This window comes from Paenibacillus pedocola, from assembly GCF_031599675.1.
Lineage (GTDB): Bacteria > Bacillota > Bacilli > Paenibacillales > Paenibacillaceae > Paenibacillus_AQ > Paenibacillus_AQ pedocola.
Map to the genome: position 1 here is coordinate 3,397,965 of NZ_CP134223.1, position 16,376 is coordinate 3,414,340.

The following is a 16,376-nucleotide window of genomic DNA, read 5'->3' on the forward strand; positions in this document are numbered from 1 at the left end:
AATTCTTCATTTCGTTGGTTTCTTGGGGCTGCACTGTTAACGGCAGGGGGAACCGACTTAAAAAACTCAGCTTTTATCAGGCGTTTAGTCTTAATGCTGACGAGAAACAGGGGATGAGACCTTAATGAAAACTACCCGCCTTCAACCTTTTCACACATTTACAATCGTGACTGTCTTTCTGCTCGGTACCTCGATTATTTTCGGAACTCCCCGATTGGTAGAGGACACATGGATTGTAGACCTCATCACCCTTGTTCCTTCCTGCGCTTTATTCCTGTTATATACCCATTTATTAGTGGCTGGTAAGAGTAATGACCTGTATTCGCTTCTTTATAAAATATGGGGACGATTACTGGGCCAGGTTCTTGTATTAGGTTATACCGTTTATTTTTTATATATAGGCTCCCGGAACATCCGCGACATGATTGAGTTAGTCAAGACAACACTTCTTGCGAATACCCCTGAGGAATTGCTCATTCTTTTGTTCACTTTAGTTATTGCTTATGCTTCAGCCGGAGGACTATCCACGATTGGCCGTGTAGCCATCCCCATTTCGGTTATGGTTATCTTTTTCTTTCTCCTGCTTGCGGTACTTCTCGGTTTCAGTGGATCATTGGATACGGAACGAATCCTTCCGCTACTCTCCAAGGGGGTCTCACCTGTTATCAATGCTACATGGAAAAGCACAATATGGTTTCCCTACGGAGAAATTATCGTGTTTCTCGTATTTGTGAATGGACTCGGTAACCCGAGACGATTTCGGGTACTGGGATTAGCCGCGATGATTTGCAGTTGCTTCGTGCTAACCTTCTCTAGCCTCCTGCAGATCTGCACACTCGGGAAGGAGAACATGAAATTCTCAGTCTTTGCATTATTGGACGCAGCAAGACAAATCAACATTGGCGACTTTATTACCCGTATGGATGCACTGGTGGCGTTTATCATCTTCTTTAGTGTTCTTCTAAAATGCTCGATCTTTTTATACGCTGGCACAAAGGGTGCCGCGTTTGTATTTAAGAGAAGCTTTACAAAGTTCACGTTACCATGTGCGTTCCTTATTGGCGGCTATTCCATTTTGGTTACGAACAATTATGGCGAACATATAGAGGAAGGTTTGAACCATGTTATCTTCTGGCTACATATACCGATGCAGCTGGCAATTCCGGTTGCTACTCTGCTTCTTGTCTGGATTCGTAATCTGAAAGGAGAAGAATTATGACTACGGATGAAAAAAAGCCAAGTACCGGCATTCATATGGAGTCTGTAAAAGAGGAAATCGAACGGCGTTTGGGAGCAACCTCTGATTTGGCATCCGTAACGATTAGGATTTTTGGGGAGGCAGGGGTGTTCAGCTATTTGACCTCAATGACTAATACTGCTTTTCTAATGGATAATGTTATAAAACCACTCACTCACGCTGTGAGCCCCGTGGACAAACTGCAAAAGAGCCAGTGGCTTGATCGAATTCGAGAGCAGTATTTGACGGGTCTAACCACGGAGGCATCAAATGACCCAGGACATTTCACAGACTTAATCATGAAAGGTTATGCTGCTTTATATATCTCCGGTATGACAGAAGTTTTAATGATTGATATCAAGGAACTTGAAACGCGCGCCGTTACTGAGCCGACTACACAGAGTGTAGCCATTGGACCTAAGGATGGATTCACGGAATCAGCAGAGACGAATATCAGCTTAATTCGGAGGAAGATTCAGAATTCAAACCTACGCTTTGAGAAATATGAACTTGGCGAGATAACCAAGACGTCCATTTACCTCTCCTATGTAGATGACTTAGTTGAGAAGGAAGTCTTGAATCAAATCCGCGATAAAATTAAGCAGCACAAAATGGATAGTCTGTTCGCTTCCAGCAACCTTGACACCCTGTTCCAGTCCAAAGAACTTTCGTTGTTTCCGACCGTCTATGCAAGTGAAAGGCCAGATAATATTTGTAATGGTTTAATTGATAAGCGTGTCGCCGTTATCGTAAACGGTAGTCCGTTCGTGCTAATGGTTCCCTCACTATTAAATGATTACTTCAGATCACCAGAGGACGTCTACCAATGGTTCTCCTTCGGTGTTTTTATCAGGTACCTGCGATATTTGTCCTTACTGATCTCACTCTGTATGCCGGCACTCTATATCTCAATCACTTGTTATCATCAGGAATTGATTCCGACCATGCTGCTCACGAGCATAGCCGCCCAGCGGCAAGGTATTCCATTCCCGGTTGTTTTTGAGGTTTTGGTGCTCGAGATCACATTTGAAATCCTTAGAGAAGCAGGAACCCGCATGCCGCGCATTATCGGGCAATCCATCTCGATTGCAGGCGCGCTGGTACTTGGACAAGCTGCTGTTTTGGCGGGCTTTGTATCCAATGTCAGCTTAATCGTTGTTTCGTTAACGGTTATTTCAGGTTTTGTATCCCCAATCTACAGCTTTGGTGCAAGAATACGTTTATTCCGATACGGGCTTATCATACTTGGTTCCCTCTTGGGTTTGTTTGGCGTTTTCCTTGCGTGTGCGTTTTTGTTGATTCACTTGTCGCGTATCGAACCTTACGGGATACCCTATCTAACATCCAGTCTTACGAAGCGTGCGAAAAAGGGGGAGCGAAATGCTGCGTAAAGGTTTACTTCTGATTATGGCGGCTACCCTATGTCTGCTTCTAAGCGGCTGCTGGGATTGGGTGGAGGTGAACCAGTCCTCCATGTTAACCGGAATGGCTATTGAGCCAGGGAAGAATGGAATGTTAAAGCTCACCATGGAAGTGTTAAATCCCGCCGAGGCGCAAAGAGTACAAAACGGAAGTGGAGGGCCTCCTACACTTCTATATACCATGGAGGGAAAATCAATCAGTGAAGCTTCTTCCCGCATGAACGAGATGGTTGAACGGAAAATCATCTTCTCTCATATCCATATGGTTGTCATCGATGAAAGCATTGCGCGGAAAGGATTAAGTCAGATTATTGATGTTCTTCAGCGATCCCGCTTTGTTCGCGAGGACGTGCTATTACTGATTGCCAAAGATACACCGGCATCAAATGTACTTAAGATCATGTATCCAAGTGGACAATATGCAAGCTGGAAGCTCAGAATGCAGATCATTCATTTTTACCGTTCTTGGGGCGGCACTCCGAAAAGTACATTGTACAACTATACAGATGCAATGTTGGATGAAGGAAGGGAGCCTGTTCTCGCTGCAATTTCTATAGAAGGAGACGTTAACAACAGCGACAACAGCAAAGCCACAACGTCATCTATTCCTAGAGCCATCGTCAAATGTGCAGGTTCCGCCGTGTTCAGAGAGGACAAGCTTATTGGTTTTATTTCGGTGTCAGATACAAGATTGTTAAACCTGATTAGAGACAAGATTACAGGAACGAGTTTTGCTGTTCCGGTTGACAACAAACAAGGTGTCGCAACGATTCGGATGAACCCGATACACACAAACATTGATGTAACATTGAATAACGGACGCCCGCATGTAAAATTATCTATTGCAGGAGAAGGCCATGTGAGCAGCATTGATACGGATTTACCTCTTGATACTGCGGCAGGGTATCGACAACTGGAACAGCTGGAGTCTAATTACCTGAACGAACAGGTTAGATCCACCATTAGCCGTGTACAAAAAGAGTTTGGTGTGGACATTTTTGGTTTCGGAGAGTATATGAACCGGCATCACAATGCTCAGTATAAGCTTGCGAAGAAAGATTGGAACGGTCATTTTAAAGAAGCTGAAATCGAGGTTTTCAGCAGAGTTGCAATAACCCGGTCGGACTTGAAAACTAGGAGGTTAAACTAAGATTCATCTGAGATGCTAAGCGTAAATCAGTATTTTGGACTAAACAGACAAATAATTTGAGCTACGCAGCAAAGTTTCTTTTCTTGATTCCTGGTATTCTATAGGTAAAAGCTAAAAAAGGCGGAACTCCTCATGTCCATTAGTACCGGAAAAACAGCCAAGGCACCGCAACAACTGATCAATGCACCGGATAAAATAGGAAGCTTACAGCAGAACGGCTTATCTGTAATTACTTTCTGCCTGCATACACAGGGTAAGAAAGGATCGTACTTTCTGAAGGATCATTTGCTGCTGTTCGTGAAATCAGGTATATATACGGTTCGTTTCAGAGATCGCAAGTATACCGTTCGGAGTAACGAAATGTTGTTTATTCACAAAGCAACTCTAATCGAGTATGACAAGTCGGGAGAACCCGGTACCGAGTACATGCTGGATTATATGATGTTCTTCCTAAACGAGAAATTACTCGAGGAGTTTGTACAGTTTGCGAATGTGAAGCCGATTTATCCTGTGAGTGATGTGATTCCGGTATCCATTATTCCGGTTAATGATCTTACCCGAACATATTTCGAGTCTTTGCAACCTTATTTTGATAAACCTGGACAGGTCAGTGACGGGTTAGTTAAGGTCAAACTGATGGAATTACTGTTTCATCTGGCAGATTCAAATGAACGTTTCTTGTATCAGCTGCTGCAACCGGGAAGTAATGATAATAACAGTATCAGCAGAATTATGGAGGAGAATTTCACTAATCCTGTATCCCTTCAGGATCTGGCTTATTTGTCAGGCCGAAGTCTGTCCACGTTCAAGCGGGAGTTTCAGGTAATCTATCATACCTCTCCCCTGAAGTGGATTCGCAACCGGAGATTAGACAAGGCTGAGAACATGTTATTAGAAACTTCGCTTTCCATTACCGATATTTGTTATTCCACCGGATTCGAGAACATCGCCCATTTCTCCAAAGTGTTTAAGCTTCGGTTCGGACTCGCTCCTTCAGAGTTTAGATTAAAGTTTAAGCCGAAGGAGAAAGAAGTGAAGATTATAAGATAAGTGTTAACGTTTCGCGGTAATTACCGTGGAACGTTTTTTGTCGTTCATGAGCCAAATGAACAAACAAAATGAGCCTGTGAGCAAAGAAACGACTGAGTATTCTTGTTATTCTTATATCAGCAGCAGAACGAGTAGATTACTAAACAGAAATAAGGAGAGACTCTAAATGAAAACATTAGTACTCGTATTCCACCCTAACTTATCTAATTCTCGTCTTAACCGCCGCTGGGCGGAAGAAATGGACAAACAAGCCGGTGTAACTGTTCATCGTGTTTATGAAGCTTATCCCAATGAGGAGATCGACGTTACAGCGGAGCAACAACTACTAGAGCAACATGACCGCATCGTAATCCAATTCCCTTTCTATTGGTACAGCACACCATCTTTGCTTAAAAAATGGGAAGATACTGTTCTTACCTATGGATGGGCATATGGAAGCACCGGTAACAAGCTACATGGCAAGGAATTATTGCTTGCTGTTAGCGTGGGGGCTTCTGAAGATTCCTATACACATAATGGTGCCTTCAACTATACTCTTACTGAGTTATTGCGGCCACTTCAGGCAACAAGCAGGATGATCGGTACTCGCTATCTGACGCCTTATGAAGCCTATGGAGTTATGCAGCTATCCGACGAACAAATAGAGCAGACTGCAAAAGACTATCTAGCTTATGTGCTTAATCCTGAAGCTGCAGCCCAGGAAGTACATTAGTAGACCGGTAAGGTTGAGATGTGAAAGGACAATAAGGGGTACAGAAAGTGAGGGATTATTCAGATGCAGTATGTGAAGCTTGGAAATACCGGCTTGGATGTTTCCCGGCTCTGCCTGGGCTGTATGGGCTTTGGTGAACCCGGTCGCGGATTTCATAAGTGGGTACTTGATGAAGAAAACAGCCGGCCCATTATAAAAAAAGCTTTGGAGCTCGGAATTAACTTTTTTGATACAGCAAATGTCTATGCGGAAGGAACGAGCGAGGAAATTGTCGGCCGTGCACTAAAGGACTATGCGAATCGGGATGAGATTGTTCTCGCGACAAAAGTTTTTTCACGCATGCATGAAGGCCCTAACGGTGCCGGGCTATCCCGTAAGGCGATTATGAGTGAGATTGACAAGAGCCTCAAGCGACTCGGAACAGACTACGTGGACCTATATCAAATTCACCGCTGGGATGAACATACACCCATTGAAGAAACGATGGAGGCATTACATGATGTAGTAAAAGCCGGGAAGGCGAGATACATCGGGGCTTCTGTCATGGCTGCCTGGCAGTTCCAAAAGGCACTGCATGTTGCCGAGAAACATGGCTGGACCCGGTTTGTAACGATGCAAAACCACTATAACCTGATCTACCGTGAAGAGGAAAGGGAGATGATGCCGCTATGCATGGAAGAAAGCATCGGTGTCATTCCATTTAGTCCTCTTGCCTCAGGCCGGTTGACTCGTGATTGGCAGGAAACTACACAGCGTTCAGAAACCGATCTGGTGCAAAAAGCTAAGTATGACGCGACTGCAGAAGCCGACCGGGTAATCATTGAACAGGTTGCCCAAATTGCAGCGAAACATAACGTTCCCCGCGCTCAAATTGCACTTGCCTGGTTACTGTACAAACAACCGGTTACTGCTCCCATTATCGGTGCTACGAAAATCTCTCACCTTGAGGATGCCAAAGCTGCGCTTTCAATTACCTTATCCTCTGATGAAATATCATTACTGGAAGATGCATATGTACCACATCCGGTCTATGGGGCAAATGCCGGTTTTAAATAAATGTTATCTTATTGAAATGACGAGAATAAAAGCGATAAGAAAGCCTTTAAATGGCTTACCTATCGCTTTTATATACATCTTACTGGGTAACAAGAGGTCTGCTTTGCAGGTAAATTTCCAAATCCGGGCTGGATCCAGTTAGTATCTTGTCCGAAACAACTTTGGCTAAGACTCCGTTATATACGGTTCCGTTATCTCCATATGCCATAAGGACATAACAATGAGGATAAGTCTCGTATTGGCCGATGACAGGCAATCCGTCATGCGTTCCTCCGTAAAAGGCACCTAAATAGTATTCCGGTATGGCCTGAATTTCCGGGAATAGATGGTTAAACGCATTAATGAGTTTGTCCTTGCTTGCAAGGATTTTGGCATCCCTTGTTTCAGCGTAGGATGTATCCTTATCCATTCCTCCAATAATCACCCGGTTGTCAGCAGTCGTACGCATATAGACATAAGGGCGTGCTGTTTCCCATATCAAGGTTCTTTTATGCCAGCTTGAAAAATCGGCGATCGGCTTCGTAATGACGGCATAGGAGCTTGAGAGTGTAGCATTTTTTTCAGTTTTGAAGTCGCTGTCTTCATAACCGGCCGCGATGATGACATGTCTGGCCCGGATTTCCCGCTTTTCTTTGGTGTAAAACAGGGCATAGTCCTGTTCGAAGCGTCTACCTGTTATTTCTGTATTTTCATAAATCAGTCCGCCCTGTGACTTTACTTTCTCAAGCAGCCCATAAACAAATTTAAGGGGGTTCATCTCGGCATCATCATGATAGTACAGTGCTGCCTCTTTGTGAAAAGGATAATGGCCTGATATCATCTGTGCATCCCAGAAATCTACTTTAAACCCGTGTTTCCTAAGGAGAGCATGTTCTTCGGTTAATTCAGAAATATCCTCCTTGGAGCTTGCGTAATACAAGCTGTCCCGTCTTATAAAATCCGGATCAATGGGTAATTGACCGCTAACCCGCTCAATGTCGGTGATAGACTGCTCACATAGTTTTAGATGACGGGCAGCCACCGCTTCACCAAAAGAGTGGCTCAGCGATACAAAACTTTTTTCTCCGGCATATTGAATCAAAGCGGTATTGCTGCTGGTGCTGCCTTCTCCGGCTTTTCTTTTGTCGACTACAACAACAGACATCCCTTGCTCACAAAGGATATTTGCACACTGGGCCCCGGAGCTGCCCGCACCAATAATTAGAACGTCACAGGATATATCCTCTTCGAGCTTCGGATACGAAGGGGGGTTAACAACCGTTGTCGGCCAGTACAATTTACCACTTTGCAGGTCCATATCAAGCCTCTCCCTTATTCATATTTCGATTCTTAGTATGGACACTTTCCGGCGACTCGATGCAAAACGTATATAATCATGGGTGAGGCTGCCGGCTAAATGATCGCTAAAGGAGAATATAGATGACTTTACTAGAAGTGTGTGAACGTATTTGCTTACCGGATCCAATGAAAAGAAAAGTACTTGAATTTGCAGGCGAATTCGATGAGAGAACAACAGAGTCGCTTTCTGCTGCCCTCTATGACCCATCATCCTGGGGAAAGGGAGTTAAAGAAATAGCCGGGGTACTTGGGGAGGATCCGGATGGGACCAAAATGCTCACTTTTATGCTTTTGCGTGCAGTAGATTCCCATAAGGAGTACGAAAAAAGAGGAATAAGCGAGCGCATTTTTACAGATACAATGAAGTTTTGTACCCGATTCATAGAGGAACATTACAAGCTGTACGGGACATATGCATTCACGTGGGCTTGGTGGTTTCCAAGACAGATTTCACTTCGCGAATACCGAATTGGTGCACTTGAATATGAAATGATCGAGCAGGAAGAAGAGAAATTAATAAATATACATATCCCCGCTGATGCGAATTTGGGGCGTGAGAGTCTGCGGAAGTCATATGAGGAAGCCAGGGGATTTTTCGCCGGATATTATCCGGAGTATGGACAGTCGGATATGGTGTGTGATTCCTGGCTGCTTTCTCCTATCCTGACCAAATTGTTACCTGAGAACTCCAACATAGCGGGCTTTCAAAAGGCATTCGAATTAACGCATGTAGATCATTCTAACGACAGCTCTATTAGATGGGTTTATGGAAGAACTGATATTCCAATACAAGAACTACCGGAACATACATCCTTACAGACAAAAATCAAAACCTATCTGTTGGAAGGCGGTTGCATTGGCGCAGCCAAAGGAAGACTGAAGGAAGACCCCTGGAAGGGTTAATCCTTCGATGTATTCATTAAACAAAGATTTAAATAAAGATAAAGCCACCTTTGCAGGTGGCTTCATTACTCACAAATCCGTTCCAACAAACCTCCGAGCTGTTCGGCCAGCACTTCATGCGGGACAGGTTTTTCATTCGTAAACCACCATTCCACTACGCCCACATAAGAAGAAGCCAGAAAATGAACGACAAGCTCCTTATTAAATCCTTTGTTCTTTCCTTTTGTGTTATCCACTTCGTCTTTGAACTCTTCAATAAGAAACTCCAGAAATTGATTGCGGAAATAGGCTGCTCCTTTACTTGCCAGCATCGTGGAGAAAAAAGCGTAATTCTGATCAAAATATTCTGTCCAAATTACGGACCCTGTTACAAAATCCACATCAGCTACAGCTTTGCATCTTTTACGGAGTTCATTAATATGACTTTCAATAAGTTTATCCAGCAAGTCGTATTTATCCATATAGTGAAGGTAAATCGTACCACGACTGACGTTAGCTCTATCTGATAAATCCTGAACGGTTATATCGTCAAAATTCTTTTCAGACATTAGTTCAATAATTGCTGTTTTTAATGCTTCCTGCGTCTTAAGAATTCTTCTGTCGATTTTCGACATGTTGTTCACCGATCTTTCTTTTTGTCATAAATCGTAATTGATAACAGAGTAGTTTTATACTTACTTATAATTATAAACAAATGTACAATATTTTATCAAATTCTTTATAAGAGAATTTCTAATGATAATTAACAGAATCATAGAATTAGTTCAGTAATATACGAATTGAGTGAAATCAACAATAGGCAAAATCATTAATTCAAATATAATAATAGACGTATGAACATTAAAGTAATAATGAATATTATTTTTTCAGTTCTCCGTGATATTTTATAAAGAAAGGGTGTTGTAACATGTGCAACATAATTTATATATTGTGGCATCTGATGCCTGCCTTTTATCGGTTATCCGCGTAGTCTGAATGCTTTGCGGTGTGTAAATGATGCAGCAGCAAAGTCAGAATAAGGAGGAAGTTATGGAGAGTAATCGTACATGGATGATCACAGGGGTAAGCAGTGGCTTTGGTTATGAGATGACTAAACAACTGCTTGAGAAGGGGGATAAAGTGATCGGCACGGTTCGTGACCTAGTCAAGGTCGCTGACCTTATCGAGAAATATCCTGATACCTTTACTTGCAAAATTCTAGATGTCACCGATGTTCCCGCTATTCGAAAGCTGGTTGACAGCTCCTTTGAGCAGTTTGGACGTATCGATGTTGTTGTAAGCAACGCCGGTTATGGCCTTTTCGGGGCCGCCGAGGAACTCTCTGACGCCCAGGTTGATCACATCATTGCGACCAACTTAACCGGATCTATCCAACTTATCCGTTCCGCTCTTCCGCATCTGCGGAGTCAGGGCGGTGGCCGTATTATTCAGCTATCTACCTATGGAGGACAGGTGGCATTTCCGGGTAATTCGATGTACCATGTAACCAAGTTTGGTATTGAGGGCTTTTGTGAGTCTATTGCCCAAGAGGTAGCACCTTTTAACATTGGTGTTACATTGGTGGAGCCGGGCGGCGCCCGTACTGAATTCCGTTATGGCAGCGCACAGGTTGCAAACCTAATGCCAGAATACGAAGGTAACCCGGCACATGGCTTTTTGACCATGCTGGATGCTTCTAATGGGCTGGCCCCAGGCGATCCTGTACGAATGGCAACCCGTATCATCGAGAGCGTTGACATAGAGCAGGCACCATTACGAATGGTCCTTGGCTCTCAAGCACTGTCAATCACCATTTCAACGCTCAAAAAACGTCTTGCCGATTTCGAAACGCAGACAGCACTTGCAGCTTCTACTGATTTTCCTGCAGGTGAATAAGTCGGACATGTGGTCAGTATTCAGCCTAATCTGAAACATTGGCATGGCGCGACCAAAGACAGCTGGTTTGTGCATCTGCATGACTCCAGGAGAAACGGTATGGTTTGAAGCGGTCGAGGATGAATGGTTTGATCGAGTGTAGGGAATGTTGCCCAGATCTTGTGATCATCTTTACTTATATTAATTGGAAATGGGGTTTGCGTTGTGGAGTATATTAAATTTGGAAATACAGGAATGGATGTTTCCCGGATTTGCCTGGGCTGTATGAGTTTTGGAGAAGTGATGCCGGGAGGACATCAATGGGTGCTTGATGAAGATCGCAGCCGTCCAATAATCAAGAGAGCGCTTGAGCTTGGCATCAACTTTTTTGATACCGCAAATATTTATGCGAATGGGACCAGTGAAGAGATTACCGGACGGGCATTGAAGGATTTTGCGAATCGGGATGAAATTGTGCTCGCTACAAAGGTCTGGGGACGCATGCATCAAGGTCCGAATGGCGCGGGACTTTCACGGAAGTCCATATTGAGTGAAATCGATAAAAGCTTGAAGCGGCTGGGGACTGACTATGTGGATCTCTATATTATCCACCGCTGGGATTACAATACGCCTATTGAAGAAACGATGGAAGCCTTGCACGAGGTAGTGAAGTCTGGAAAGGCTAGATATATTGGTGCTTCTGCCATGTTCGCTTGGCAGTTTCAAAAGGCTTTGCATGTCGCGGAGAAAAACGGCTGGACCCGATTTGTATCCATGCAAAATCACTTAAACCTTATCTACCGCGAAGAAGAACGGGAAATGATGCCGCTTTGCAAGGATCAAAAAATTGCTTCGACTCCTTACAGCCCGTTGGCATCAGGAAGACTGATCCGTGATTGGTCTGAAACCACGCAAAGATCAGAAAGTGATCATATTCAAAAGTTGAAATACGATGCGACTGCCGACGCAGATCGGCTGATCATTGAACGGGTAGCTGCTCTGTCAGAGAAGCGCGGTGTGCCCCGCATTCATATCGCACTCGCATGGCTGCTTCAGAAAGAGAATGTAGCTGCTCCTATTGTTGGTGCGACAAAACTTCCACAGCTTGAAGATGCTGTAGGTGCTCTCTCGGTAAAATTAACCCCTGAAGAAATTTCATTCCTTGAAGAACTGTACGTCCCGCATCCGGTAGTTGGGGCTTCATAATTAATTACATTAAAGTAAGCAGGTACAAATAATAAAGGTATTTATAGGAGGAACTACAGTGGCAAAACATGAGGAAGTCAAAAATGGCGTTATTTTTCCAGTTGGAGAAAAAAATGATGCTTTTGCACAATTTTTTGTGGGACAAAGTTATCTGAAAACCTTAATTGCTGATCCTAAAGTGAATGTAGGTGTTGGCAATGTAACCTTTGAACCAGGCTGCAGAAACAACTGGCATATCCACCGGGATGGGTTTCAAATATTGTTGGTAACCGGCGGTGAGGGATGGTATCAAGAGGAAGGTAAACCCGCACAATCCTTGAAAGCCGGTGATGTAATCGTCACCCATGATGGTGTTAAACACTGGCATGGTGCGGCAAAAGACAGCTGGTTTGAACACATTGCAATCACTGCGGGCAGACCGGAATGGTTAGAGCCTGTATCTGATGAGCAATATACTCATATCGAATAGGTACGGTACAACATCTCTGCTAAACAGGGCTCAGGCTGTCGAGAACGTCTCGACAGCCTGAAGCTGCTGATTTAGCAGCTTTTTTGTTTCGTTTAAGATCCCTTTATACAACCCTCTCAAGCAATACCCCAACCTGGTTCGCCATGACATGGGGAGGATGCGGCATCCCGTTCGTGATCCACCACTCCACTATTCCTACGAAAGCTGTTCCCATAAAAGAGCCCACAATCACTTTATCCAATCCCTGGTTTCTTTCTTCATTCATATTTACTTCACCTTTATATTCTTCAATAAGAAATTCAAGGAACCGGGCACGAAAGGAAGGAGCTCCTTTACTCGCCAACATCGTTGAAAAGAATAAATAATTACGCTCAAAGTATTCGAAATAGACCAGATTTGCTTCACTCCACTCCATTTCACATGCATATTTGTTGATGTCCTTCATGTTGTTAATATGCTCTTCAATCAGTTTATCCAGCAGATCAAATTTATCTGTGTAATGCAGGTAGATGGTTGCCCGGTGAACATTTGCCCTGTTGGAAATGTCCTGGATCGTAATGGAATCGAAATTCTTTTCTGACATCAATTCAATGACGGCCTTTTTTATCGCTTCCTGTGATTTGAGTATTCTTCTATCTATTTTAGTCATATTTGATATCACCAATTTCCTTGTTAATAGTCAATTCAGAGGAATATGTACATTATTCGACAGATACAGATTATTTAACGATTGTAAGATGCTCGATTCTATATATTATTATACACGTGTCGTTTAATCGATCAATATCGTTTAGTATCACACGCTCATCCGTTGCTTAAGCCGGATCGGATGGGCGGGTAATTTCTTATTACAGGAGGTACACATGCGCAAATTCTTATGCTTGCTCTTTGGTATTACTATTCTATTTGCACTGGCAGCCTGCAGCCCGACAAATAATAGGCCAAGTTCCGGAGTTGCTGCGGAAAGCGATGAAGGCAGTCGTCTTGATATCCCGCCGTTGGGCAGTGAACCCGCAGAAGCAACTGAGCAGCCCACAGAGGTGGGAAAGGAAAATAAAGTGAAGGAAAACTCAGGGATTGAAATTCCCATCTATATTATTATTGGCGGCACTACGTTTCCAGCAACATTATATAACAATGAGACGACGCAAGCCCTGGTAGCGCAGTTTCCGATGACCATCCGTATGAATGAACAAAATAGGCTGGAGAAGTATAATGATCTGTCCGAGGAGCTTCCGGCTGCATCTACTGAACGCCCTGCAACCATTCATGCCGGTGACATTATGTCCTGGTCCGGAAATACTCTGGTACTTTTTTATCAGACCTTCTCCAATTCTTACGACGGTTATGTTCCGCTCGGAAGTGTCGACGATCCTGCAAATCTGGCAGCAGCGCTTGGTTCAGGGAATGTACAAGTTACCTGGTCACTTGCAGATTAAACTAGGGTGTTGATTCTAGGGTTAAAGATATTTAGAGAAGGAGATGGATTGCGTGAGGAGTATCCAAACATTAAGGCTAACTAGTCTGCTGCTGGGAACGGCTCTCACTTTCAGTACGGTGAGCACTGCTTTTGCGGCGGACTATAACGATGTTTCAGATAGCGCTTGGTATCGTACCGCTGTAGACTTTGTTACGGAGAGAAATCTGATGAGCGGTAATGGGGCAGGTAATTTCGAGCCGGAAACAACTATGAGCCGGGCAATGCTTGTCACGGTGCTGCACCGTATAGATGGGTCTCCGGCAGCAGCAGGCAACGGTGGTTTTTCGGATGTTCCTGTTGGCAGTTACTTCGCCTCTGCTATAGCTTGGGCGAAAGCCAATCGGATCGTGACCGGTGTAGATGAGAGGAGTTTTTCCCCTCTCAGCCTAATTACCCGTGAGCAATTCTCAACGATCCTGTACCGTTACGCCGAAGCGAAGGGGTATGACATTTCTGGCTATACCACTTTAGATGGTTATACCGACGCATCAGAGGTCAGCGCTTATGCGAAGGCTGCCATGCACTGGATGGTTGGGATCCAGAATATGCAGGGAAGTAGGGGTAAATTATCGCCCTCAGGCTCTGCAACCCGCGCACAGGCTGCAACTATGCTAATGCGCTTTTTAGACAACATATCCATAAAAGAGCAACATAAGGAGAATAATATGATTAACATGACTATCCTTGTCGGGAAAGCGGCTTTCAAAGCTAAAATGTATGACAATGAAACAACAAGGGCATTGATTACTCAGATGCCAATAACAGTAAACATGTCAGAATTGAACGGCCAAGAAAAATACTATCGTTTCCAAAGTGATTTGCCTGTTGGATCTACAGAAGCACCGGCAACCATTCATGCAGGAGAAATCATGTTATGGTATTCCAACAGCCTGGTACTTTTCTACGAAACATTTTCCAATGCATACGGTGGTTACACCAAACTCGGATATATAGAGGACATCTCAGGACTCACAGCGGCACTTGGGCCAGAAGCTGCTCAAGTTACTTATTCCATAGATGACTGATATAACCTCAACTAAAGGCAACAAAAAAACTCTAAAATGGAAAAGGAGTAATGTTAATGAAACCAAAAGGCATTCTTGAGCGAGATAAAAATGGCGAGTTAATTTCTTTAAATGACCCGGAGTATTATAAAGTTCTTGATCTTATTGTTGAAGCACAGAGAATTACAATGCAATTAAACAACTCATATCATGAAGCGGAAGAAGTCAGGGAATTATTTTCGAAATTAACGGGAGTAGAGGTGGATGAATCGTTTGGACTTTTTCCTCCTTTTTACACGGATTTTGGCAAGAATATCAGAGTGGGGAGAAATGTGTTTATCAATCATGCTTGTACTTTTATGGACAGAGGTGGCATAACCCTCGAAGATAACGTTTTGATAGGGCCTAAAGTGAACCTGATTACCATTAACCACCCTCTGGATCCTTCTAAAAGACAATCTACTATCTCTACTCCTATAGTTATCAAGAAAAACGCTTGGCTTGGGGCAGGTGCGATGATCATGCCAGGTGTTACGATCGGAGAAAATTCTATTGTATCCGCAGGTGCAATTGTCACCAAGGATGTACCACCCAATACGGTTGTAGCAGGTGTTCCTGCGAAAATTATTAAGAAGATTGAATAAATGAGAGACTCTGAATGAATAGATGTATGTATATCCCGTGTGGCTGCTGGAATCGCTCATTGTAGAAGACCTTAGTGAGATGCTTAATGCGATTACCGAGCAGAGTTACGCGAATATGTTCGGTACCCACCGCCACCACCGGAAGAGGGCAGAGGCGGCACCATGTGTACTTATAAATGGAAATCCAAGTAAATTACTACTGATTTCCAGCTAAGTTCTGTAGCAATAGATTATTATACTTTGCCGCATGTTTTTGTTCATCGAGAATAATGCCATACAATGTATCCTTATAAACGCCATAAGGAAGGCCGAACCAAATCTTTCGATACTTTTCTACTGCAGACAATTCACCTTGGAAAGCTTTTTGCAAACCGGCAATATACGAATGAACATGTTCAGGAACTTCGTTGCTAACTCCTGTCACTTCATATCCAGTTAATTCTTTGTACATTTGCCGGAACATTTGATTATGCCCTCGTTCATCATTCCGAATAGAGGTGATCACTTCAGCTTGTTGCTGGCTAGGAGTAAGGCGAATGAGTTGGTCATAAAAAAGTTCATCATTTCGTTCCCCTTGGACTGAAGTCCGCATTAATTCAAGCGCGTCTTGCATTGAAGTTGCCCAAACAGGAACGAATGGTGATCTGAACCAATGCGGATAAACCATATTCATGAGCGTAGCCCTCCGATAATGTAAGCAATTTTACTATCAATTATATGCACAAGAGCCTAGGGTGTGATTAATACTGATTTCCAGCCGGATAATCAAAGGTTGAATGTAAGGGGCTACAGGGTGCCAGGTAAAAAAGCAGTGGACAGAAAAGGAGGTTGTTGGAAGAAGGTTAGTATGCT

Annotated in this window: 17 protein-coding genes; 13 read left to right on the plus strand and 4 right to left on the minus strand. The window is 43.6% G+C overall.

What is annotated here, in order from left to right; translation table 11 throughout:
* Positions 1-124 precede the first annotated feature (124 nt).
* From QU597_RS14735 to QU597_RS14760, 6 genes are all read left to right on the plus strand, one after another.
* A complete protein-coding gene (locus tag QU597_RS14735; RefSeq protein ID WP_310828715.1) occupies positions 125-1,219 on the plus strand; it encodes a GerAB/ArcD/ProY family transporter in 1,095 nt (364 codons plus the stop codon).
* A complete protein-coding gene (locus tag QU597_RS14740) occupies positions 1,216-2,628 on the plus strand; it encodes a spore germination protein (RefSeq protein WP_310828716.1) in 1,413 nt (470 codons plus the stop codon). Before QU597_RS14735 ends, QU597_RS14740 begins: the two co-directional genes overlap by 4 nt.
* A complete protein-coding gene (locus tag QU597_RS14745; protein ID WP_310828717.1) occupies positions 2,618-3,808 on the plus strand; it encodes a Ger(x)C family spore germination protein in 1,191 nt (396 codons plus the stop codon). The genes QU597_RS14740 and QU597_RS14745 overlap by 11 nt, the downstream gene beginning before the upstream one ends.
* 132 nt (positions 3,809-3,940) lie before the next feature.
* Positions 3,941-4,858: a helix-turn-helix domain-containing protein gene (locus QU597_RS14750; protein WP_310828718.1), complete on the plus strand. Its 918-nt coding sequence runs from the start codon at positions 3,941-3,943 to the stop codon at positions 4,856-4,858.
* A gap of 166 nt (positions 4,859-5,024) precedes the next feature.
* Positions 5,025-5,570, plus strand: coding sequence for an NAD(P)H-dependent oxidoreductase (locus QU597_RS14755; RefSeq protein ID WP_310828719.1), 546 nt, complete (start codon positions 5,025-5,027; stop codon positions 5,568-5,570).
* Between the two features lie 63 nt (positions 5,571-5,633).
* Complete coding sequence (locus QU597_RS14760) at positions 5,634-6,626, plus strand: aldo/keto reductase (protein ID WP_310828720.1); 993 nt, start codon at positions 5,634-5,636, stop codon at positions 6,624-6,626.
* 79 nt (positions 6,627-6,705) lie between these two features.
* Here the strand turns inward: QU597_RS14760 and QU597_RS14765 are convergent, their stop codons facing one another.
* A complete protein-coding gene (locus QU597_RS14765) occupies positions 6,706-7,923 on the minus strand; it encodes an NAD(P)/FAD-dependent oxidoreductase (protein WP_310828721.1) in 1,218 nt (405 codons plus the stop codon).
* A 122-nt stretch (positions 7,924-8,045) separates the two neighbouring features.
* Here QU597_RS14765 and QU597_RS14770 point away from each other — a divergent pair, with 122 nt between their 5' ends.
* Positions 8,046-8,867, plus strand: coding sequence for an acyltransferase domain-containing protein (locus tag QU597_RS14770; protein WP_310828722.1), 822 nt, complete (start codon positions 8,046-8,048; stop codon positions 8,865-8,867).
* A gap of 65 nt (positions 8,868-8,932) precedes the next feature.
* On the opposite strand, the gene QU597_RS14775 is transcribed toward QU597_RS14770, so the two are convergent.
* The gene (locus QU597_RS14775; protein ID WP_310828723.1) at positions 8,933-9,481 is read right to left on the minus strand and encodes a TetR/AcrR family transcriptional regulator; all 549 of its coding nucleotides are present in this window, start codon (positions 9,479-9,481) and stop codon (positions 8,933-8,935) included.
* A gap of 415 nt (positions 9,482-9,896) precedes the next feature.
* On the opposite strand from QU597_RS14775, the gene QU597_RS14780 reads away from it, so the two are divergent.
* From QU597_RS14780 to QU597_RS14790, 3 genes are all read left to right on the plus strand, one after another.
* The gene (locus QU597_RS14780; protein WP_310828724.1) at positions 9,897-10,742 is read left to right on the plus strand and encodes an SDR family oxidoreductase; all 846 of its coding nucleotides are present in this window, start codon (positions 9,897-9,899) and stop codon (positions 10,740-10,742) included.
* Positions 10,743-10,946: 204 nt separating this feature from the next.
* A complete protein-coding gene (locus tag QU597_RS14785) occupies positions 10,947-11,927 on the plus strand; it encodes an aldo/keto reductase (RefSeq protein ID WP_310828725.1) in 981 nt (326 codons plus the stop codon).
* Positions 11,928-11,985: 58 nt separating this feature from the next.
* Entirely contained in the window at positions 11,986-12,396 is a 411-nt protein-coding gene (locus QU597_RS14790) for a cupin domain-containing protein (RefSeq protein ID WP_310828726.1), read from the plus strand.
* Positions 12,397-12,499: 103 nt separating this feature from the next.
* Here QU597_RS14790 and QU597_RS14795 read toward each other — a convergent pair whose 3' ends face one another.
* Positions 12,500-13,045, minus strand: a complete 546-nt coding sequence (locus tag QU597_RS14795; RefSeq protein ID WP_310828727.1) for a TetR/AcrR family transcriptional regulator — start codon at positions 13,043-13,045, stop codon at positions 12,500-12,502.
* A gap of 214 nt (positions 13,046-13,259) precedes the next feature.
* Between QU597_RS14795 and QU597_RS14800 the strand changes: the two genes are divergently transcribed.
* From QU597_RS14800 to QU597_RS14810, 3 genes are all read left to right on the plus strand, one after another.
* On the plus strand, positions 13,260-13,835 hold the full coding sequence (locus QU597_RS14800; RefSeq protein WP_310828728.1) for a cyclophilin-like fold protein: 576 nt from the start codon (positions 13,260-13,262) through the stop codon (positions 13,833-13,835).
* 52 nt (positions 13,836-13,887) lie between these two features.
* Positions 13,888-14,901: a cyclophilin-like fold protein gene (locus QU597_RS14805; protein WP_310828729.1), complete on the plus strand. Its 1,014-nt coding sequence runs from the start codon at positions 13,888-13,890 to the stop codon at positions 14,899-14,901.
* Between the two features lie 71 nt (positions 14,902-14,972).
* On the plus strand, positions 14,973-15,524 hold the full coding sequence (locus QU597_RS14810; protein WP_370656268.1) for a sugar O-acetyltransferase: 552 nt from the start codon (positions 14,973-14,975) through the stop codon (positions 15,522-15,524).
* A 196-nt stretch (positions 15,525-15,720) separates the two neighbouring features.
* On the opposite strand, the gene QU597_RS14815 is transcribed toward QU597_RS14810, so the two are convergent.
* Complete coding sequence (locus tag QU597_RS14815; protein WP_310828731.1) at positions 15,721-16,197, minus strand: ferritin-like domain-containing protein; 477 nt, start codon at positions 16,195-16,197, stop codon at positions 15,721-15,723.
* Positions 16,198-16,376 lie beyond the last annotated feature (179 nt).